This is a genomic window from Vibrio sp. Vb0667 (genome assembly GCF_033391095.1).
The window spans coordinates 22,602-42,970 of record NZ_JAWPOL010000025.1; the positions used below are offsets into that span (position 1 = coordinate 22,602).

Genomic DNA, 20,369 nt, shown 5'->3' on the forward strand with positions numbered 1-20,369 from the left:
TCTGCCACCAACTAACGGAGAGTAACGATGGCCGGCGCAAAAGAGATACGTAATAAAATCGGTAGTGTTAAAAGCACTCAGAAAATTACGAAAGCGATGGAAATGGTAGCAGCTTCAAAAATGCGTCGTTCTCAAGATGCAATGGAAGCTTCTCGTCCATACGCTGAAACAATGCGTAAAGTGATCGGTCATGTGGCTAACGCAAACCTAGAGTACCGTCATCCGTACCTAGAAGAGCGTGAAGCTAAACGTGTTGGTTACATCATCGTTTCGACAGACCGTGGTCTGTGTGGTGGTTTGAACATTAACGTGTTCAAAAAAGCCGTTACAGACATGCAAGCATGGAGAGAGAAAGGTGCTGAGATTGAGCTAGCCGTTGTTGGCTCAAAAGCAACAGCTTTCTTTAAACATGGTGGCGCAAAAGTTGCGGCACAGGTTTCTGGTCTTGGAGATAATCCAAGCCTACAAGACCTAATCGGCTCTGTTGGCGTAATGCTGAAGAAATACGATGAAGGTGAACTGGACCGTCTATATGTAGTATTCAACAAGTTTGTAAATACTATGGTTCAGCAACCAACGATCGATCAATTGCTACCTTTGCCTAAATCGGACAGCGAAGAGATGCAGCGTGAGCATTCATGGGACTACATCTATGAGCCTGAACCAAAACCTCTACTGGATACGCTATTAGTGCGTTACGTAGAGTCTCAGGTATACCAAGGTGTGGTTGAGAACCTTGCTTGTGAGCAAGCGGCTCGAATGATTGCGATGAAGGCTGCAACGGATAACGCAACCAGTTTGATTGACGATTTGGAACTTGTGTACAACAAAGCCCGTCAGGCTGCGATTACACAAGAACTATCAGAAATCGTTGGTGGTGCAGCTGCGGTTTAAGCTTAGGTAAAACGAAATAGTTTAGAGGATTAACGATGGCTACAGGTAAGATCGTACAGATCATCGGTGCGGTAGTCGACGTAGAGTTCCCACAGAGCGATGTACCTAGTGTATATGACGCTCTAAACGTAACGGACTCAAAAGAGCGTCTAGTTCTTGAAGTTCAACAACAGCTAGGCGGTGGCGTAGTTCGTTGTATCGTAATGGGTAGCTCTGATGGTTTACGTCGTGGAGTAGAAGTGGTTAACACTGGCGCTCCAATTTCAGTACCAGTAGGTACTAAAACTCTAGGTCGTATCATGAACGTCCTAGGTGACGCGATTGACGAGCGTGGTGAAGTGGGTGCGGAAGAGGTTTACTCTATCCACCGTAGTGCACCAAGCTACGAAGAGCAATCAAACGAAATTGCACTTCTAGAAACGGGCGTTAAAGTAATCGACCTAATTTGTCCATTCGCTAAGGGTGGTAAAATCGGTCTATTCGGTGGTGCTGGTGTAGGTAAGACCGTTAACATGATGGAACTTATCAACAACATCGCACTACAGCACTCAGGTCTATCAGTATTTGCTGGTGTTGGTGAGCGTACTCGTGAAGGTAACGATTTCTACTACGAGATGCAGGAAGCGGGCGTTGTAAACGTTGAGAAGCCTGAAGAATCAAAAGTAGCGATGGTTTACGGTCAGATGAACGAGCCACCAGGTAACCGTCTACGTGTTGCACTGACTGGTCTAACAATGGCAGAGCGTTTCCGTGACGAAGGTCGTGACGTACTACTGTTCATTGATAACATCTACCGTTACACACTTGCAGGTACAGAGGTATCAGCACTACTAGGTCGTATGCCTTCTGCGGTAGGTTACCAGCCAACTCTTGCAGAAGAGATGGGTGTACTTCAGGAGCGTATCACGTCAACGAAATCAGGTTCTATCACGTCTGTACAGGCGGTATACGTACCAGCGGATGACTTGACTGACCCGTCTCCAGCAACAACGTTCGCGCACTTGGATGCAACGGTTGTACTTAACCGTAACATCGCTGCAATGGGTCTATACCCTGCGATCGACCCGCTAGATTCAACATCTCGTATGCTTGATCCACTAGTCGTTGGTCAAGATCACTACGAAGTTGCTCGTGGTGTTCAGCAGACTCTTCAGCGCTACAAAGAGCTGAAAGATATCATTGCTATCCTAGGTATGGACGAGCTATCTGAAGAAGATAAGCAAGTTGTATCTCGTGCACGTAAGATTGAGCGTTTCCTAACTCAGCCTTACCACGTAGCAGAAGTATTTACAGGTGACCCTGGTATTTACGTACCTCTAAAAGAGACTCTACGTGGCTTTAAAGGCCTACTAGCTGGTGAATACGACGACATTCCTGAGCAGGCATTTATGTACTGCGGTAGCATCGACGATGCTATTGAGAATGCGAAGAAGCTATAAGGCTAACTAGGAGGCGATATGGCAGCAATAACCTTTCACCTAGACGTAGTAAGCGCTGAGAAGAAAATCTTCTCTGGTCGTGTTGAAACGTTTCAGGTGACCGGTAGCGAAGGTGAACTTGGTATTTTCCATGGTCACACACCGCTGCTGACCGCTATCAAGCCTGGTATGGTGCGTATTGTGAAACAGCACGGCCACGAAGAAATTATTTATGTTTCTGGTGGTATGGTAGAGATTCAGCCTGGTACAGCGACTGTACTAGCTGATACAGCTATCCGTGGTGAAGAGCTAGACGCAGCGAAGGCAGAAGAAGCCAAACGCCGCGCTGAGGAGCAAATCCAGAATCAGCATGGTGACATGGACTTCGCACAAGCGGCCAGTGAACTGGCTAAAGCCATTGCTCAGCTACGAGTTATCGAGCTGACAAAAAAGCGTCGCTAAGCTCAATTAGCAACGTTGCATGAAAAAAGGCGGCCAATTGGTCGCCTTTTTGATTAATTTTAGTTGGAAATTTACATCCCACCATTAACTAATCCTTCCAAGGTGTTTAAAATAACGCCCAATTAAAATAGAACGTCAATAGGTTATTAATGAAATTCAGTGCTGTGATCCTTGCTGCGGGTAAAGGTACCCGTATGTATTCAAACATGCCTAAAGTGCTACACACTTTGGCAGGGAAGCCAATGGCAAAACATGTTATCGATACATGTACAGGTCTTGGCGCACAAAACATCCACTTAGTATATGGTCACGGTGGTGATCAAATGCAGCAAACGCTAGCAGAAGAGCCTGTAAACTGGGTACTGCAAGCGGAGCAACTAGGTACAGGTCATGCGGTTGATCAAGCGTCTCCGAAGTTTGAAGACGATGAAAAAGTACTGGTGCTTTACGGTGATGTTCCACTGATTTCAGCTGAAACGATTGAAAACCTATTAGATGCACAGCCAACAGGCGGTATTGCACTACTAACAGTGATTCTAGATAACCCGACAGGCTACGGTCGTATTATCCGTAAGAATGGTCCTGTTGTTGCGATCGTTGAGCAAAAAGATGCAACAGAAGAACAAAAACAAATTAAAGAGATCAACACTGGCGTGATGGTTGCGACTGGTGGGGATCTTAAGCGTTGGTTGTCTGGCTTAAACAACAACAACGCACAAGGCGAATACTACCTAACTGACGTTATTGCAGCTGCACACGATGAAGGTCGTGCCGTTGAGGCAGTACACCCAGTCAATGCCATTGAGGTGGAAGGGGTCAACGACCGCGCACAGCTTGCTCGTCTAGAGCGTGCTTTCCAGTCAATGCAAGCTCAGAAACTACTAGAGCAAGGTGTCATGCTACGCGATCCAGCACGCTTTGATTTGCGTGGTGAGTTACAGTGCGGTATGGACTGTGAAATCGACGTGAATGTTATCATCGAAGGTAAAGTTTCACTGGGTGATAACGTGGTTATCGGTGCGGGTTGTGTACTGAAAGATTGTGAAATCGACGACAACACCATCGTTCGCCCTTACAGTGTGATTGAAGGTGCAACGGTTGGTGAAGAATGTACGGTTGGTCCATTTACTCGCCTTCGTCCTGGTGCTGAAATGCGTAACGATTCCCATGTGGGTAACTTCGTTGAAGTGAAAAATGCGCGCATCGGAGAAGGTTCAAAAGCGAACCACCTAACTTACTTAGGTGATGCAGAGATCGGTCAACGTACTAACATCGGTGCAGGTACTATCACTTGTAACTACGATGGTGCGAACAAGTTTAAAACCATCATCGGTAATGATGTTTTTGTTGGTTCTGATAGCCAGCTGGTGGCGCCTGTCACTATCGCTGATGGCGCAACCATCGGTGCTGGCACGACACTAACAAAAGATGTTGAAGAAGGTGAGTTAGTAATTACTCGCGTCAAAGAGCGCAAAATTACTGGCTGGCAGCGTCCTGTAAAACAGAAATAAGCAATACCTGCACTCTATCGCTATATTGTCAAAGCCGCTCAACAAGTGCGGCTTTGTTGTTTCTAGCTAATGCTTCATCGCTAGTAGCTAGGAATGGCAATACGTTTTTCGAGCCAACGAACGGCTTGAGATACAAATAGGATGAGCAACAAGTACTCCAAAACGAGGAAGGTATAAATCTCTAAGGGTAAGTACTCATTCACCACCAGCTCATTAGCACGGCGAGTGAGATCGCTTAAACCAATCACGCTGACTAAAGAACTCATCTTGAGAATGTAGACAAATTGATTACCCAGTGGTGGGAGAATTTGCCGAAACGCTTGGGGAAGAATTACCAAGCGCATCTTTTGCCAATAGCTTAAGCCCAAAGACTCAGCTGCTTCATGCTGGCCACGGCTGATAGCTTGTATCCCACCGCGAAACACTTCCGCCATAAACGCACTCTCAGCGATAGTCAGTGCAATAACACCCGCCCAAAAGTGATTGAGTGAGACATCCAATAGCGTAGGCATGCCGTAATACACCCAAAGTAGTAAGACTAAAACTGGCACTGAACGGATCACCTCGACATAAATACGGTTTATCCACTTCAGAGAGGCAGAGTCCGACAGAGCGGGTAACGCAACGATCAGACCCAAGCTCATCGCAAATAACATACTGAGGAGTGATACCTGAATGGTGTCATTAAACCCAGCGATTAAAAACTTTAGATTGGTGAGCCCTTGATCCGTCGAAGGGTCAAGTACATACCAGCCCCATTGATAATCTGAACAACCAGTGAGTAATAGCAGTGAAAACAGCCATAGAGTTCGAAACGTCACATTTACTCCCTGAATTAACTAAAAAACTTCCTTTGTTGCTGCTATGTTATCAGTAGAGCTCTAATAAAGGTTAATTATTAAACCGTATAAGGTCATTATTTTTAAGGGAATAAAAATGAGAAAGATTTTACTAGTGCTAGGAATGTGTTTGCTTGCTGCGACTCAAGTCGCTCACGCTGAAAGCCGTCTTCAATCTATTTTAGACAATGGCGTACTCCGAGTTGGAACGACGGGAGATTGGAATCCGATGACGATGAAAGACCCCGCGACAAACAGTTATCGTGGCTTCGATATCGATGTAACAACAGAACTTGCTAAAGATCTCGGTGTAAAAGTGGAGTATGTTCCCACGGATTGGAAGACGCTAGTTAATGGCATTACCGCCAACAAGTACGATATTACTGGCAGCGCATCTCTGAACATGTCGCGCGCGAAAGTAGCTGGATACAGCCAGCCATATTTCTACCTTGCCTTTGTACCTGTGGTGCAAAAGAAAGATCTCGCCAAATTCTCTGATTGGGCGGATTTTAATAAACCAGAAGTAAAAGTCGCGGCGACGTTAGGTACGGTACAAGAAAAAATGGTGAAAGAGTTCTTCCCGTCTGCTCAGCATATTGTTATTGAAGCGCCAGCGCGCGACTTCCAAGAACTACTAGCTCGCAGGGCCGATGTATCGGTGACGTCCAATGTGGAAGCTGCGACGTTGGTGGATAAGTTTAAACAATTGGCGATAGTGCCAGTGACCGCACCGCGTAAACCAACCCCAATTGCTATGTTGTTGCCGCAAGACGATCAAGTATGGATTAATTACATCAATCACTGGGTAGAGTTGAAAAAGACTCAAGGCTTTTTTAAGCAGACTGCCAGGAAATGGGGGTTGAAAAGCTTATAAACAGAAAGAGCCGCATTGCGCGGCTCTTTTTATTATCTGAACGATTAAAGTTCGTCTTCACTCACGACTCGGGCGTTGTCAGGAGTCGTAAAGTGCTTGGATAATTCGCGATTCGACAGAATGTATCCCATCCACAGCCCACCCATACAGATGATGATTGCGATGCCAGTAACCATCTGAGCTTGGCTTGCCATTGCGGCTACCAATGCACTTGAGAAGCTACTTACACAGATTTGCAGGCTGTTTTGCAGACCTGCTGCTGTTGCAGGGCTCTGTTGTGCGCTGGCCAATGCACGGTTTACCACGATTGGGTACAGCGCGCCGTTAGCAACGGCAATCAAACAGAATGGCGCAAGAATAGGCCAAATCGATGACAGATCCCACTGTGAAGCAATGAAAATCATTAATGCCGCGACACTAAATAGGCCAATCAGTTGGCGCAGAACCTTTTCATCACCAAATTTTCGAACGCCTACTTTACCTAAGTAGCCACCAGCCATAAACGCGATGGTTTGTGGGATAAAGCTCAAACCAATATCTTTTGCTTCGTAGCCCAGTTGCGCCATGATTTCTGGCATCCCAGTTAGGTAAGCAAAGAATGCAGCTGAAGCCGTCGCAAACATAAACACGTTGCCAAGGTATTTTTTAGAACTCAGCAGCGCTTTGATGTCGGCAGACATACTGGTTTGTTTGATTTCTGCTTTCTCGTCTTTTTGTGCCATGGTCGCAAAGACCAAAAAGACACCAACCAGTGTTAGCGTAATAAAGATACTGTGCCAGCCGAAGTTATCTGCCAACACAACCCCTAATTGAGGTGCTAGTGCTGGTGATAGCGCGACGAGTGGCATGATTGTCGCAAAAATTTGTTGGCTACTGCTTGAGTAGCGTTTAATGACCATAGCCTGCCAGATCACGGCTGGTGCACACACACCGATAGCTTGGATAAAGCGCAGTGTGAGTAGTTGCCATACTTGATCACAGAAAGCCAAACCGAATGACGCGATAGTAAATAGCACCAACCCGGCTGCGAGTGTATTACGATGGCCAAATTTATCGGATGCCAATCCCCACATTAGCTGGCCAATCGCCATACCAACGAGGAATACCGTTAAAGAGAGCGCAATTTGCTCAGGGCCTGTTGCAAAGTCGATTTCCATCGCTTTGAATGCTGGCAGATACATATCGGTAGCAACGAAGCCAAGCATCGATAATGCTGCCAGATAAATGAGCTGTAGTTTTGAGATTTTCATGATTCAACCAGTCAAATTATTTAATCATTTTTTAATCAACATCAGTTGGCGCCAACCCTGATTTATTTACTTTATTATTCTATTTTTCGATTTTGAGAAAATAAAACGCTAAAATTGTTGGTTATCAATCAAATTTTTTGAAAGGTTAAATCATGTTCTCTAAAGCGTCTTTGGAAATGCTGGATACGGTTGCCCGTTTAGGCAGTTTCACCGCTGCGGCTGAGGTATTGCATAAAGTCCCCTCAGCCATCAGCTATGGAGTAAGGCAGGTCGAGCAAGATTTAGATGTGGTGCTGTTTCGACGTTTACCAAGGAAAGTCGAGCTAACTCCAGCGGGTGAACTTTTTATGGCCGAGGCGCGCTCTTTGCTGCGTCAAATGGAAGAGGTGAAAGCACAAACGCGGCGAGCGGCTCAAGGATGGAAAAGCACGTTAAAGCTGACCTTAGATAACGTGGTGAAGTTAGAAAAACTCAAACCTTTGGTGGAAGATTTCTATCGCGAGTTTGAATTTGCTGAATTGCAGATCAATATGGAGGTCTTCAATGGTTCTTGGGAAGCCATAGCACAAGGTCGAGCCGACATTGTCGTTGGCGCGACATCTGCGGTTCCCGTTGGGGGAGATTTTGAAGTCAAAGATATGGGCGTATTAGATTGGGCATTTGTAATGTCACCCGCTCATCCTTGCGTTCGACAACAAGTGCTTACTGAAGCGTTTGTGAGTCAATTTCCGGCGATCTGTCTTGATGATACTTCGAACGTGCTGCCAAAACGCCATACTGGCCATTATCCGCAACAGCGCCGATTATTATTGCCCAATTGGTATAGTGCGATTGAATGTTTAAAAAATGGGGTGGGCGTGGGTTACATGCCACGTCATATTGCAACACCCTTAATCAATGATGGTGTGCTGGTGGAGAAGGTCATGCCGGATGATAAACCGCTCAGTCACTGCTGCTTAGTATGGCGCAAAGATGATAATCATAAATTGATCCAGTGGATGGTGGACTATCTTGGGTCGCCTAATCAGCTACATAAAGATTGGTTACAGTCATAAAAAACACCTCGCATTAGCGAGGTGTTTTCATTGATATGTTTAAAATGTGGCGTTTTATGACAAGAAAAACTTATACGATGGGTTGTCTGTCTCGTCTTTGCATTGATAGCCAAGTTCACGTAAATGTGCAGAAAACTGAGCTAAATCGCTTTCATCTAACTCGAAACCACATAAAACACGTCCGTAGTCAGCGCCGTGGTTACGGTAGTTGAACAAACTGATATTCCAGTGTGTGCCGAGTGTGCTTAAGAACTTAAGTAGCGCCCCAGGGTACTCTGGGAATTCAAAGCTGTAGAGGCGCTCTTTAAGCGGCTTAGACGGCTTACCACCAATCATGTAGCGCACGTGCAGCTTCGCCATTTCATCATCAGACAGGTCAACCACTGGGTAGCCACCATCACGTAAGTCGTGAATGATATGTTCTAGCTCTTCCTGACCGCCTTGCAAACGCACACCGACAAAGATATTTGCCAATGCGTCATCGTTGTAGCGGTAGTTAAACTCTGTCACGGCACGGCCGCCAATGAGATTACAGAACTCAAAGAAAGCACCTTGACGCTCAGGGATGGTGACGGCAAGCAGACCTTCACGTTTTTCACCAAGCTCGCAGCGTTCAGAAACATAACGCAGACCGTGGAAGTTGGTGTTTGCGCCAGACAATACCGTACCTAGGTTTTTGTCTTTCAGCTTGTTCTGTTCAGCAAACTTCTTCAAACCCGCCAGAGCAAGCGCGCCAGAAGGCTCTGCAATCGCACGGGTGTCTTCAAAGATGTCTTTTACTGCTGCGCAGATTTCATCGCTAGAGACTGCAATATGGCCATCAATGTACTTTTGGCATAGACGAAACGTCTCTTCACCAATGCGTTTTACTGCAACGCCATCGGCAAACATGCTGACCTGGTCTAATACTACTGGTTCACCTGCATCCAATGCCGCTTTGAGGCATGACGAATCTTCTGGCTCAACTGCAATCACTTTGATTTCTGGCATCAGTTGCTTCACAAGTACCGCAACACCCGCAGCCAAACCGCCACCACCGACAGGGACGAAAATGTAATCAAGATGACCATTTTGCTGCAGCATTTCCATGCCGATGGTGCCTTGACCTGCAATCACCAGTGGGTGATCGAAAGGAGGGACAAAGGTGTACCCGTTTAACTCGGATAGACGCTCTGCCTCGGCTTTTGCCTCATCAAAGTTGCTGCCGTGCAGCACTACATTGCCACCGAAGCCACGTACCGCATCGACTTTGATGTCTGGTGTGGTTTTGGGCATCACGATGGTGGTCTTGATGCCTAGCTTAGTACCAGAGAGCGCCATGCCTTGAGCGTGGTTACCTGCCGATGCTGCAATGACACCAGCGGCTTTCTGTGCTTCAGATAAACTCGCCACCATGTTGTATGCACCGCGCAATTTGAACGAGTGTACGGGTTGGCGATCTTCACGCTTGATCTGCACATTATTCCCGATACGTGCAGATAAACGAGGCATTTCTTGCAGTGGCGTCACTGTTGCTACTTCATAAACAGGTGCGCGAAGGATTTGGCGCAGATAATCTGCGCCAGTTTGGTTCACTTGTTTTTCGGGTTGAGCTTCCATCATTGCTAGCCCTCTAGCTTCGACTTGTCTCGTACTGCACCCTTGTCAGCACTGGTTGCCATACTCGCGTACGCTTTGAGTGCAAATGAAACTTCACGTTGGCGGTCAACTGGTTTCCAGCCTAGTTCGTCTTGTTTTGCACGGCGCTCAGCAAGTTCTTGTTCAGACACTTGGAGTGAAATTGAACGGTTTGGAATATCAATTGCGATCATATCGCCTTGTTTTACCAGACCAATTGCACCGCCGTTTGCTGCTTCAGGAGAGGCGTGGCCGATAGACAGACCTGATGTGCCGCCAGAGAAACGGCCGTCAGTCAGAAGTGCACACTCTTTGCCAAGGCCCATCGATTTTAGATAAGTGGTTGGGTAAAGCATTTCTTGCATGCCCGGACCACCTTTAGGGCCTTCGTAACGGATAACAACCACGTCGCCAGCTTTTACTTTGCCACCCAAGATGCCTTCTACGGCGTCTTCTTGGCTTTCAAATACCACAGCTGGACCAGTGAATTTATGAATGCTCTCATCCACACCAGCAGTCTTAACGATACAACCATCTAATGCGATGTTGCCTGATAGAACGGCTAGGCCACCTTCTTGGCTAAAGGCATGATCGATAGTACGAATACAACCTTCCGCACGGTCGTCATCAAGGCGATCCCAGCGGCAATCTTGTGAGAACGCTTGAGTAGTACGAATACCCGCAGGACCTGCGCGGTAGAACTTAAGTACTTCTTCGTCTTCAGTTTGGATGATGTCGTATTTCGCCAGCTGCTCTTTCATCGAAAGGCCAAGCACGGTGCGCGCATCATTGTGTAGAAGACCTGCACGATCTAACTCACCAAGAATCGCCATGACGCCACCTGCGCGGTGTACGTCTTCCATGTGATATTTCTGGGTAGATGGTGCCACTTTACATAGGTGTGGTACTTGACGTGATAGGCGATCGATATCTTCCATATCGAAATCCACTTCACCTTCTTGCGCTGCAGCCAACAGGTGCAAAATGGTGTTGGTTGAGCCACCCATTGCAATATCCAGTGCCATCGCATTTTCGAACGCATCAAACGTAGCGATGTTGCGTGGCAGTGCTGATTCGTCATCTTGCTCGTAGTAACGACGAGTCAGTTCAACGATGCGACGACCTGCATTAAGGAACAGTTGTTCACGGTCAGCGTGCGTTGCCAGCATAGAACCGTTACCTGGTTGAGAAAGACCCAGTGCTTCCGTTAGACAGTTCATTGAGTTTGCAGTGAACATGCCTGAACACGATCCACACGTTGGACATGCGCTGCGTTCGATCTGCTCGCTTTGCTCATCAGACACTTTTGGATCCGCGCCTTGGATCATCGCATCTACAAGGTCTAGTTTGATGATCTGATCAGAAAGCTTGGTTTTACCCGCTTCCATTGGACCACCAGAAACAAAGATAACCGGGATGTTGAGACGCATAGATGCCATCAACATTCCCGGAGTGATTTTGTCACAGTTAGAGATACATACCATGGCATCGGCACAGTGCGCGTTGACCATGTACTCCACAGAGTCTGCGATCAGTTCGCGTGAAGGCAGTGAGTACAGCATGCCGCCGTGACCCATTGCGATACCATCATCAACCGCGATGGTGTTGAATTCTTTTGCGATGCCGCCGGCTTTTTCGATTTCACGCGCTACAAGCTGGCCCATGTCTTTCAGGTGTACGTGACCCGGAACAAATTGAGTAAACGAGTTTACAACGGCGATGATTGGTTTACCGAAGTCTTCTTCTTTCACACCCGTTGCACGCCACAGTGCTCGTGCACCCGCCATGTTACGACCATGTGTGGTGGTTGCTGATCTATATTTTGGCATTTCTTAAATCCTTCTTACTGCTGCTCTGTGTACACATAGTCTAACCAGCCCCACTTATCTTCCGTGGTGCCGTTAAATAGGCCAAAGTAGGCTTCTTGCAATTCTTTGGTAATCGGACCGCGTTTACCGCTGCCCACTTCAATTTTGTCGATGGTTGCCACAGGCACAACTTCTGCTGCGGTACCGGTCATGAATACTTCATCGGCAAGGTAAAGGGCTTCACGAGCAATGTTCGCCTCACGTACTTTGTAGCCTTTATCGCGTGCAATTGTCATGATCGAGTCACGAGTGATGCCCGGTAGAATCGCGCTAGTTGCTGGTGGTGTAGTGATTACGCCATCTTTGATAACGAAGATGTTTTCACCAGCCCCTTCCGATAGGTAACCATCTACGCTTAGAGCAATACCTTCGTCGTAACCGTGACGACGCGCTTCACCACCAACCAGTAGTGAAGATAGGTAGTTACCGCCTGCTTTAGCCGCAGTTGGGATGGTGTTTGGCGCAGCGCGATTCCAGCTTGAAATCATCGCATCGACACCTTTTTCTAGCGCTTCTTCGCCTAAGTAAGAGCCCCAAGGAAATGCTGCAATGATTAGATCCATCTCAGTGCCAACTGGTGGACATACGCCTAAGCCAACATTCCCGACAAAACCCAATGGACGAATGTAAGCGCTGTCGAGTTTGTTTTGGCGCAGTGTTTCGCGGGTCGCTTCCATGATTTCTTCTACAGAGAAAGGGATCGGAAAGCGGTAAATCTTGGCAGAATCTTTTAGACGTTGTGCATGCTCACGGTGACGGAAGACAATTGGGCCTTTTGGTGTGTTGTAACAGCGCACGCCTTCAAACACGGATGTACCATAGTGCATTGCGTGAGTCAGAACGTGAACGTTCGCCTCTGCCCATGGAACCATCTCACCATTAAACCAAATGAAATCTGCAGTTTTCGTTGCCATTTGTTGCCTTCCTTATGCACTTACGTGTTGTTGTAAGTTGTGATTTGGCAGTTCATCGTTGCGGATTTTTAGCACCTCAACCTTACGAACGTCCCACAACTTCTCTATTTGATTGATCAAAAACGAGATTGGTCGATCGCTGTCGACGATGATCTCGACGCTGGCTACTTTGCTTTCGTGGTTTTGCGTAGCAGCGACTTGTTTGATCACGAAACCTCGGTGACGAATCACACGTAGAACGCGCTCCAACAGTACCGGTTTGTCATCGGCTTTGATGTCGAGTAAATATCTGTCCATGCGATTGTCTCCTATGTATTTTCCAACATATCACTGTTTGATGCGCCAGGTGGCACCAATGGCCACACGTTTTCTTCTTCATCAATCAAAACGTGAAGCATGTAAGAAGTTTCACTCGCTAGCATCTCTTTGAGAGCAGGTTCGACTTCTTCTTTCTTGGTGATGGTTTTGCCCGGGATATCGAACGCTTTTGCTAACATCACGAAATCTGGGTTGTCATCAAGAATGGTTTCACTGTGGCGACCGTCAAAGAACAATGACTGCCATTGGCGAACCATGCCAAGACGTTGGTTATTAAGAAGGACAATCTTCACTGGAATCTGACGACGCTTCAGCGTGCCCAATTCCTGAACGTTCATCATAAATGAACCGTCACCTGTAATAAGGATAGACTGATCATCAGGACGTGCGACTGCAGCACCCATCGCCGCTGGCAAGCCAAAGCCCATGGTGCCAAGGCCAGCAGAAGTGATGAAATTTTGTGGTTCGCGTGGCTGGATATGTTGCGCTGCCCACATCTGGTGCTGACCGACGTCGGTCGAGACAATTGAGCTATCTGGCATCATGTCAGACAGCTGTTTAAGCAATAGCGGTGCGTAGATTAACTCGCCCGGGTGGTCGTAACGCCACTTAAAGCCGCTGCGCAGACTTTCACTGTGATGAACCCACGGTGAGATATCTTGAGTCAGTTCTAGCTGAGGGAGAATGGTGTTGATGTCGCCACGTAATGGTGCGTTGGCGTGGCGCAGTTTATGAATCTCCGCAGCATCAATGTCGATGTGAATCACTTTCGCATTTGGTGCAAACGTATCGAGCTTACCCGTCACACGGTCATCAAAACGCGCGCCAACCACAATCAATAGATCAGCTTCTTGAACCACTAGGTTGGCGGCTTTGGTGCCATGCATACCCAACATACCAAGATAGTGGGGATCATGGCGTTCAATGGTACCGAGGCCTTTTAATGTGCTAACTGCAGGCATTGGGTTTAAGCGAAGAAATTCGCGTACTGCATCGGTTGCTTTCGCAAGTTGCACGCCACCACCAACATACAACACTGGGCGAGTAGATGCTGCCAGCACATCTTGCGCACGTTTGATATCTTCAGCGCTGACATCTTCGATTGCTGGTGCTATGTATGGAGGAAGAAGGTCTGTGGGTGCTTGAGCGAGTTGAACGTCTTTGGCGATATCGACAATGACTGGACCCGGACGACCGGTTTTTGCGACCTCAAAGGCTTCGGCAAGTGTCGGAGCTAGATCTTCAATTTCGGTCACGAGATAGCTGTGCTTAGTACAGGCTAGGGACATTCCGATCACATCCATTTCTTGGAATGCATCGGTACCGATATGAGAGCTAGCAACCTGGCCTGTGATGGCAACTAGAGGTACGGAGTCAAGGAAAGCGTCGGCAAGGCCGGTAACAAGGTTAGTGGCTCCTGGGCCAGAAGTTGCCATGCACACAGCAACGTCTTGAGTGGAACGAGCCATCCCGATAGCTGCCATAGCGGCCCCTTGCTCGTGACGGCATAGGATGTGTTCCACCCCACCGTCATACAAAGCATCATAGATTGGCATGATGGCCCCGCCGGGGTAGCCAAAAACGGTTTCGATGCCTTGCTGTCTTAAAGCGGCTACGACAAGTTGTGCACCAGTCATCGTAAACCTCCTTTGCTACGTTGTGGCTCGTAGCGATTGCCATATTTATTGCACTTCATGTGCACTCCCATTCTTCCCGTTAAACTGTCCGAGGGTTAGACAGATGACAACTTGTAGTTGTAAAAAAACCCCCGGACTTTTCAGTGCGGGGGTTTTTTGTAATTTGTGGTTACCTTTCGCCCACAATACCCCGCGCGGTGCCAATAATGACCACGATAATCAGGGCTAGCAGTGCGTTGATATGAGCGAAAAGGTTCATCTGTCTGTCGTTCTTTTTTCGTTAAAAAATGTTGTGTAATGTTCTACGAAATTGTTTGCGTCATTAGTGGTATCACACAATTCCGCTGCATGACAAGCAAAAAGTCATTCTTTTTTCACATTAACTCTCAATTGGGACGCGGTATATAACATAACCAACCAGATAAAACATTTGTTTACAGAGTGTTCAAAAAAATTGAGGAACGTATGGGGCTGGCAATCATTCATAGTCGAGCAAGCGTCGGGGTGCAAGCGCCATCGGTTAGTGTAGAAGTTCATATAAGCAACGGCATGCCAGGGTTTACCTTAGTAGGCTTGCCAGAGACAACGGTAAAAGAGTCCAAAGATCGCGTACGCAGTGCGATCATTAATTCTAACTTTCAATTTCCTGCTAAGCGGATCACCGTGAACTTGGCTCCGGCAGATCTACCCAAGGAGGGAGGACGTTTTGATCTTCCTATTGCATTGGGAATTTTGGCCGCTTCGGAGCAAATCGCGACAGATAAGCTCAAAAACTACGAATTTGTTGGTGAGTTAGCACTATCTGGTGGTCTGAGACCTGTAAAAGGTGTGCTGCCTGCTGCGCTGGAAGCTAGTAAGATTCAACGCCATTTGGTCGTCCCACATGTGAATGGCGATCAGGCGGCGCTGGTGGGGAAGGAACAACATAAATCGGCCCAATCATTACTGGAAGTATGTGCCGAGCTTTGTGGTCAACATCGACTGAATCTTTTTCAAACGCCTAAGCGAAAAACGATCGAAAAACATGGTCGAGACTTACAAGATATTATTGGCCAACAACAAGGTAAGCGAGCACTGGAGATTGCTGCCGCTGGAAACCACAACTTACTTTTCCTTGGCCCGCCAGGTACTGGAAAAACGATGTTGGCTTCGCGTTTGTGTGACTTATTACCGGAAATGAGTGACGAAGAAGCAATGGAAACCGCTTCGGTGGCATCGTTGACTCAGAGTGAAATTAATGAGCATAACTGGAAGTCGCGTCCGTTTCGTTCTCCGCATCATTCAAGTTCAATGGCGGCATTAGTCGGCGGTGGCTCGGTACCCAGACCAGGGGAGATCTCTTTAGCCCACAACGGGTTATTGTTTCTCGATGAAATGCCCGAATTTGATCGTAAAGTTCTAGACTCGTTACGCGAACCGCTCGAATCTGGCGAGATCATTATCTCTCGAGCGCAAGGTAAAACACGCTTTCCGGCTCGCTTCCAATTAGTAGGAGCCTTGAACCCAAGCCCGACAGGATATTACGAAGGCAATCAAGCGCGCACCAATCCACAAGCTATTTTGCGCTACCTTGGTCGATTATCTGGACCACTGTTAGATCGCTTTGATATGTCTTTAGAAATCCCAGCTTTGCCCAAAGGGACATTAGCAGAAGGTGGTGATCGCGGTGAGCCGACTGCTATCGTAAAAGCGCGTGTGAGCCATGCGCGTAACAATATGCTAAACCGCAGTGGTAAGGTCAATGCACTGCTAGGTAGTCGAGAAATTGAGGCGTTTTGTCCCTTGCACAAGAGTGATGCTGAGTTTCTTGAAACCGCTTTGCACCGTTTAGGACTCTCGATTCGTGCGTATCATCGTATTATCAAAGTGGCGCGAACAATCGCCGATCTGGATGGGGCGGAGCAAATTGAACGAACGCACTTGGCCGAGGCACTTGGGTATCGAGCGATGGACCGTTTACTGAAACAGCTTACGGCGCAAGCGGTATAGACAGCAAAGTGTCATCGCAACAAGTTTTGTAAGCACCTTGTTGCGATGAAGGACGTTAGAAGGTGTAGTTGAGACCAAGCGACAATAGGTACTCTTTCTCCTCATAAAACGTGATATTCGAGTCAGTTTGGCTATAGCCGGCTAAAGAAATGAACGACCAGTCTTGCCAGTCAAATACGTTTTGATATTCGTAGGCCGCAAATAGGCTGATGGTGTCGTCATTTCGTGTTTTAGCAAAAGTTTGGCTAGCTCCTTGATAGTCTTTCCATGCATAACCCGCGGTGAGAGCCAATCGATGGCGATTGATAAATTTAAACCAGCTGATGTCAAACCCGTACGAATCAAATGATTCCGCCTTACCGTCGGCATCTTGATTGATGTAGGTGAAAGCGGGTTGCAACATAGACGTTTGGTTGAGTGGAATGCGATAGTCGCCTTTGACATAGTAAAGGTTAGCATCGCGAGCAAGTGAGCGGTCTGTCACTTCCTCCTGCTCGATGTCTTTATCAGCATAAGCAAGATCAAGGTTGAAGTTCTTATCAATTAACCCTTTGATCTGAAAGCGATACGCATTGCCGTCAACATCCGTCTCTTTACGTGCGGTTCCTACTTGATAAGGGTTGCGCCAAGTTTCGCCTTTGAGTACCGTCGGCAGATAGGAAACATCGAGCACGGTGCCAGATTGTAGCTCGTGTTGATAGCCCAACTGAAAAGCGAGTGTACCTACCGCGACATCTGAGCGTGTGGTACCGGCGTAAACTTGGTGGTTGAGTCGGCTACCAAAGGTGTATGTCACACTCCCTAGCGGTGCAGCGATAACGGAACTGTCACTATCGGCACGCTTATCGAGAGAATCGATGGTGTTACTATTTTCTGTATTGAAATTGGATTCTGATGATATGAATCCGGCATTCAGCGAAATTTCACCGCCAAAACCTGCGGTTTCAGCGAGTTGAGCCTGAGCAGAACTGACGACAAAGGCCAAAGGCAAGAGAAGTAGCCTTGGTTTCATTCGTTATCTCCTTGTTGTCGAATGAGTGGTGCACATATTGGTTGCGGTAACAAATCTGACCATTCCCACGCATGTTCCAATGTGGCAAAGGCGCAGTATAATTACACGCTGTTTTATTCTTCACACATTATCACTGTTGTTTGACTATCATGTTGGCATATTTGTTATTTTTTTTTAACGCTTCTTTTGTGATTCTCAATTCTGCGGTTTGTTCACTCGCAATTTGTGTTATCGCTGTATTTAAAATATTGCTTCCTGGCGTAAAGCTAAAAGCGATAGCGACCGCTTGTGCCAATAAGGTGATGTGGTTATGGGCTACCGTTAATGCGTGCATTCTGGCGGTATCTAACCGTGTTGAGTGGGATGTTCAGGGCGGTGAAGCGCTTAAAAAAGACGGGTGGTATCTGCTGATCAGTAATCATCTCAGTTGGACAGATATTGTTGTGCTTTGCTGCGTGTTTAAAGACCGTATTCCCATGCCGAAGTTTTTCCTCAAGCAACAACTGCTGTATGTGCCTTTCATCGGGATGGCGTGTTGGGCGCTCGATATGCCATTTATGCGTCGCTATTCGCGAGAGTATCTGATCCGCAATCCTCATAAGCGAGGTCAAGATTTAGAGACGACACGTCGCTCGTGCGCTAAATTCAAACACACTCCAACCACAGTGGTTAACTATGTCGAAGGAACCCGATTTACCGAAGAAAAGCAGCGTAAGAGTAAAGCAAACTATCAATATTTGCTGCAACCAAAGTCGGGCGGGATTGCGTACACGTTAGCGGCGATGGGGGAGCAGTTCGAGAGCATTATCGACGTTACGTTGGCGTACCCAGAAAATACGCATAAACCGTTCAAGGATTTATTGATGGGCCGCATGAGCAAGGTGGTTGTGCGTGTAAATGTGTTACCCGTTGATGAAAGAGTGCTTGGTGATTACTTCAACGATAAGCCCTATAAGCGACAATTTCAGCAATGGTTGGGGGATGTGTGGCAAGAAAAAGATCGGTTGCTACAAGAGATTTACAAATAAACAAAAGGGGAGCGACGTGTTCCCCTTTTGATTGATATCGATGTGCTTATTTTAGTGTCAGCAAGTAGTTCACCAGAGAGAAGTACTCATCCATCGTTTTGATGCTTTGTGCTTGAACTAGGTATTTGTTGTTAACGATAACCGCAGGAACGCCGGTTAGACCGCTGTTTTCAAATTGCTTGTCCATACGGCGAACCATTGAATCAACCGCGAAGCCTTTGAATGCAGAATCGAATTTTTTCGCGTCTACACCTTCATCAAGGAAGATTTGACGAAGTTCTTCATCATTACGTGGCGCCTTCTTTAGATTGTGGATGCGGTTAAACATCACTGGCACCATTTTGTCTTCCACTTTTAATGCAACCATCGTTGCGTAGGCTTTGCTCATTGATGGGCCCATGTTGCCACCCATGAAAGAAACGTGGTTTTTTAATAGCTTAGTACCTTCTGGCAACTGCTTTTTCAGTTGCTGGATAACCGGTTCAAAGCTATTACAGTGCGGGCAGTAGAAAGAGAAAAACTCCGTCACAAGAGGTTTTTTTGATGCCTCAAGATCCAATACTTTGTAATGTTCACCTTCTTTGAATTGCGCTGCATGTGCCGACAGGCTTAACATCAGCATAGAAAACAGTGCGAACAGTTTTTTCATCGAAATATCTCCATTTTTGAATTTTTGGCCTGACTTACCATTGAGGCATTAAAGACAGCGGTGCTTCTTCTAAAGCGGCGATCTGCTCTTTAAATGCAAGGACCTGACCTTCCCAGTATTTTGGCTCATTAAACCATGGAAAAGCGAGAGGAAATGCAGGGTCATGCCAACGTTTTGCTAGCCATGCCATATAGTGCACCATTCGTAGACCGCGAAGTGGCTCGATTAGTTTCAATTCTGCAGGATTAAAATCGCAAAACTCTTGGTAAGCCTCTAAAACAATATCCAACTGCATCAGTTTGTCTTGGCGTTCACCGTTCAGTAGCATCCATAAGTCTTGTACTGCAGGGCCGTTACGAGCGTCATCCAAATCAACAAACATAGGGCCATCTCGCCACAAAATATTGCCTGGGTGGCAATCGCCATGCAAACGAATCATATTGAAGCCTTCTTGCCAGTGGCTTTCAATTGATTTGATCAGCATATCCAAGTCATTGAAGAAGCTGTTCTCCAAGTGCATTGGAATCATATTGGCGTTTTGCAGAATCTCTCTTGGTTGATACAGGTATTCTTGTAAGCCGATCGTAGGGCGATGTTGGAAGGCTTGGCGGCTGCCGACTTTATGGATTCGGCCAAGGAAACGCCCTACACCTTCGAGCTGATCTAAATTGTCAACCTCGTATTGGCGACCACCCACGCTATCAAACAGCGCAAAAGCATAGCCTTGATAGTGATGCAGGGTTTCACCGTTGATGCGCACAGGTGGTGCGACGGGGATCTCATTGCCAATCAGCTCTAAAGTAAAGTCGTGCTCCTCTTGGATCTGTTCATTGCTCCAACGTTCAGGACGGTAAAACTTGACGACATAACGACGACGCTCTTCGTCAGTCAATTGATAAACACGGTTTTCGTAGCTATTGAGGGGAAGAAAGCCTGATTCTGCGCGAACGCCGATGCTTTCTAACGCGTACCACATAAAGTCTGGGGTAAGGGCGTCAAAGTTAAACATACTTTGGGACATATAAACAAAAAGG

At 47.0% G+C, this 20,369-nt stretch carries 18 protein-coding genes; 8 read left to right on the top strand and 10 right to left on the bottom strand.

Annotated elements, in window-relative coordinates:
* The first annotated feature begins 27 nt into the window (after positions 1-27).
* The 4 genes from atpG to glmU all read left to right on the top strand — a co-directional run bounded on the left by atpG (position 28) and on the right by glmU (position 4,285).
* A complete protein-coding gene (atpG, locus tag R8269_RS18290) occupies positions 28-894 on the top strand; it encodes a F0F1 ATP synthase subunit gamma (protein ID WP_005378932.1) in 867 nt (288 codons plus the stop codon).
* A 35-nt stretch (positions 895-929) separates the two neighbouring features.
* Entirely contained in the window at positions 930-2,333 is a 1,404-nt protein-coding gene (atpD, locus tag R8269_RS18295) for a F0F1 ATP synthase subunit beta (protein ID WP_005378933.1), read from the top strand.
* Between the two features lie 18 nt (positions 2,334-2,351).
* On the top strand, positions 2,352-2,774 hold the full coding sequence (locus R8269_RS18300; protein WP_005378937.1) for a F0F1 ATP synthase subunit epsilon: 423 nt from the start codon (positions 2,352-2,354) through the stop codon (positions 2,772-2,774).
* Positions 2,775-2,923: 149 nt separating this feature from the next.
* Positions 2,924-4,285: a bifunctional UDP-N-acetylglucosamine diphosphorylase/glucosamine-1-phosphate N-acetyltransferase GlmU gene (gene glmU / locus R8269_RS18305; RefSeq protein ID WP_017635597.1), complete on the top strand. Its 1,362-nt coding sequence runs from the start codon at positions 2,924-2,926 to the stop codon at positions 4,283-4,285.
* An 80-nt stretch (positions 4,286-4,365) separates the two neighbouring features.
* Here the strand turns inward: glmU and R8269_RS18310 are convergent, their stop codons facing one another.
* The gene (locus R8269_RS18310) at positions 4,366-5,106 is read right to left on the bottom strand and encodes an amino acid ABC transporter permease (protein WP_005383852.1); all 741 of its coding nucleotides are present in this window, start codon (positions 5,104-5,106) and stop codon (positions 4,366-4,368) included.
* 115 nt (positions 5,107-5,221) lie between these two features.
* Between R8269_RS18310 and R8269_RS18315 the strand changes: the two genes are divergently transcribed.
* Positions 5,222-5,998 carry a transporter substrate-binding domain-containing protein gene (locus R8269_RS18315; protein WP_170890920.1) on the top strand — a complete coding sequence of 259 codons (777 nt, stop codon included), beginning with the start codon at positions 5,222-5,224 and terminating at the stop codon, positions 5,996-5,998.
* Positions 5,999-6,042: 44 nt separating this feature from the next.
* On the opposite strand, the gene punC is transcribed toward R8269_RS18315, so the two are convergent.
* The gene (gene punC, locus R8269_RS18320) at positions 6,043-7,248 is read right to left on the bottom strand and encodes a purine nucleoside transporter PunC (RefSeq protein ID WP_054579443.1); all 1,206 of its coding nucleotides are present in this window, start codon (positions 7,246-7,248) and stop codon (positions 6,043-6,045) included.
* A 152-nt stretch (positions 7,249-7,400) separates the two neighbouring features.
* On the opposite strand from punC, the gene punR reads away from it, so the two are divergent.
* On the top strand, positions 7,401-8,303 hold the full coding sequence (gene punR / locus R8269_RS18325) for a DNA-binding transcriptional activator PunR (RefSeq protein WP_005378948.1): 903 nt from the start codon (positions 7,401-7,403) through the stop codon (positions 8,301-8,303).
* A 54-nt stretch (positions 8,304-8,357) separates the two neighbouring features.
* Here the strand turns inward: punR and ilvA are convergent, their stop codons facing one another.
* Genes ilvA through ilvG form a run of 5 tightly spaced genes read right to left on the bottom strand, consistent with a single transcriptional unit; the run spans position 8,358 to position 14,657 of the window.
* Positions 8,358-9,905 carry a threonine ammonia-lyase, biosynthetic gene (ilvA, locus tag R8269_RS18330; RefSeq protein WP_215810514.1) on the bottom strand — a complete coding sequence of 516 codons (1,548 nt, stop codon included), beginning with the start codon at positions 9,903-9,905 and terminating at the stop codon, positions 8,358-8,360.
* Between the two features lie 2 nt (positions 9,906-9,907).
* The gene (gene ilvD, locus R8269_RS18335; RefSeq protein WP_017635601.1) at positions 9,908-11,749 is read right to left on the bottom strand and encodes a dihydroxy-acid dehydratase; all 1,842 of its coding nucleotides are present in this window, start codon (positions 11,747-11,749) and stop codon (positions 9,908-9,910) included.
* Between the two features lie 14 nt (positions 11,750-11,763).
* The gene (gene ilvE / locus R8269_RS18340; RefSeq protein WP_258477518.1) at positions 11,764-12,702 is read right to left on the bottom strand and encodes a branched-chain-amino-acid transaminase; all 939 of its coding nucleotides are present in this window, start codon (positions 12,700-12,702) and stop codon (positions 11,764-11,766) included.
* A gap of 12 nt (positions 12,703-12,714) precedes the next feature.
* The gene (gene ilvM, locus R8269_RS18345) at positions 12,715-12,999 is read right to left on the bottom strand and encodes an acetolactate synthase 2 small subunit (RefSeq protein ID WP_005378958.1); all 285 of its coding nucleotides are present in this window, start codon (positions 12,997-12,999) and stop codon (positions 12,715-12,717) included.
* A gap of 11 nt (positions 13,000-13,010) precedes the next feature.
* On the bottom strand, positions 13,011-14,657 hold the full coding sequence (gene ilvG, locus R8269_RS18350; protein WP_005378960.1) for an acetolactate synthase 2 catalytic subunit: 1,647 nt from the start codon (positions 14,655-14,657) through the stop codon (positions 13,011-13,013).
* 465 nt (positions 14,658-15,122) lie between these two features.
* Here ilvG and R8269_RS18355 point away from each other — a divergent pair, with 465 nt between their 5' ends.
* Positions 15,123-16,646 (top strand): YifB family Mg chelatase-like AAA ATPase, encoded by a 1,524-nt coding sequence (locus R8269_RS18355; protein WP_005383862.1) that lies wholly within the window; start codon positions 15,123-15,125, stop codon positions 16,644-16,646.
* Positions 16,647-16,701: 55 nt separating this feature from the next.
* Here R8269_RS18355 and R8269_RS18360 read toward each other — a convergent pair whose 3' ends face one another.
* Entirely contained in the window at positions 16,702-17,658 is a 957-nt protein-coding gene (locus tag R8269_RS18360; protein ID WP_054729808.1) for a DUF2860 domain-containing protein, read from the bottom strand.
* Between the two features lie 149 nt (positions 17,659-17,807).
* Here R8269_RS18360 and R8269_RS18365 point away from each other — a divergent pair, with 149 nt between their 5' ends.
* Positions 17,808-18,686 (top strand): acyltransferase, encoded by an 879-nt coding sequence (locus R8269_RS18365; RefSeq protein WP_005379035.1) that lies wholly within the window; start codon positions 17,808-17,810, stop codon positions 18,684-18,686.
* Between the two features lie 46 nt (positions 18,687-18,732).
* Here the strand turns inward: R8269_RS18365 and R8269_RS18370 are convergent, their stop codons facing one another.
* A complete protein-coding gene (locus R8269_RS18370) occupies positions 18,733-19,335 on the bottom strand; it encodes a thiol:disulfide interchange protein DsbA/DsbL (RefSeq protein ID WP_005379036.1) in 603 nt (200 codons plus the stop codon).
* A gap of 34 nt (positions 19,336-19,369) precedes the next feature.
* On the bottom strand, positions 19,370-20,356 hold the full coding sequence (locus R8269_RS18375) for a serine/threonine protein kinase (protein WP_318222609.1): 987 nt from the start codon (positions 20,354-20,356) through the stop codon (positions 19,370-19,372).
* Between the last annotated feature and the right edge of the window lie 13 nt (positions 20,357-20,369).

Coding starts and splice junctions, on each gene's coding strand:
- R8269_RS18355 (WP_005383862.1), top strand. CDS start 15,123: ATGGGGCTGGCAATCATTCATAGTCGAGCAAGCGTCGGGGTGCAAGCG.
- R8269_RS18315 (WP_170890920.1), top strand. CDS start 5,222: ATGAGAAAGATTTTACTAGTGCTAGGAATGTGTTTGCTTGCTGCGACT.
- R8269_RS18365 (WP_005379035.1), top strand. CDS start 17,808: ATGTTGGCATATTTGTTATTTTTTTTTAACGCTTCTTTTGTGATTCTC.
- punC (WP_054579443.1), bottom strand. CDS start 7,248: ATGAAAATCTCAAAACTACAGCTCATTTATCTGGCAGCATTATCGATG.
- R8269_RS18370 (WP_005379036.1), bottom strand. CDS start 19,335: ATGAAAAAACTGTTCGCACTGTTTTCTATGCTGATGTTAAGCCTGTCG.
- ilvG (WP_005378960.1), bottom strand. CDS start 14,657: ATGACTGGTGCACAACTTGTCGTAGCCGCTTTAAGACAGCAAGGCATC.
- ilvM (WP_005378958.1), bottom strand. CDS start 12,999: ATGGACAGATATTTACTCGACATCAAAGCCGATGACAAACCGGTACTG.
- R8269_RS18375 (WP_318222609.1), bottom strand. CDS start 20,356: ATGTCCCAAAGTATGTTTAACTTTGACGCCCTTACCCCAGACTTTATG.
- R8269_RS18360 (WP_054729808.1), bottom strand. CDS start 17,658: ATGAAACCAAGGCTACTTCTCTTGCCTTTGGCCTTTGTCGTCAGTTCT.
- punR (WP_005378948.1), top strand. CDS start 7,401: ATGTTCTCTAAAGCGTCTTTGGAAATGCTGGATACGGTTGCCCGTTTA.
- R8269_RS18300 (WP_005378937.1), top strand. CDS start 2,352: ATGGCAGCAATAACCTTTCACCTAGACGTAGTAAGCGCTGAGAAGAAA.
- glmU (WP_017635597.1), top strand. CDS start 2,924: ATGAAATTCAGTGCTGTGATCCTTGCTGCGGGTAAAGGTACCCGTATG.
- atpD (WP_005378933.1), top strand. CDS start 930: ATGGCTACAGGTAAGATCGTACAGATCATCGGTGCGGTAGTCGACGTA.
- ilvD (WP_017635601.1), bottom strand. CDS start 11,749: ATGCCAAAATATAGATCAGCAACCACCACACATGGTCGTAACATGGCG.
- ilvE (WP_258477518.1), bottom strand. CDS start 12,702: ATGGCAACGAAAACTGCAGATTTCATTTGGTTTAATGGTGAGATGGTT.
- ilvA (WP_215810514.1), bottom strand. CDS start 9,905: ATGATGGAAGCTCAACCCGAAAAACAAGTGAACCAAACTGGCGCAGAT.
- atpG (WP_005378932.1), top strand. CDS start 28: ATGGCCGGCGCAAAAGAGATACGTAATAAAATCGGTAGTGTTAAAAGC.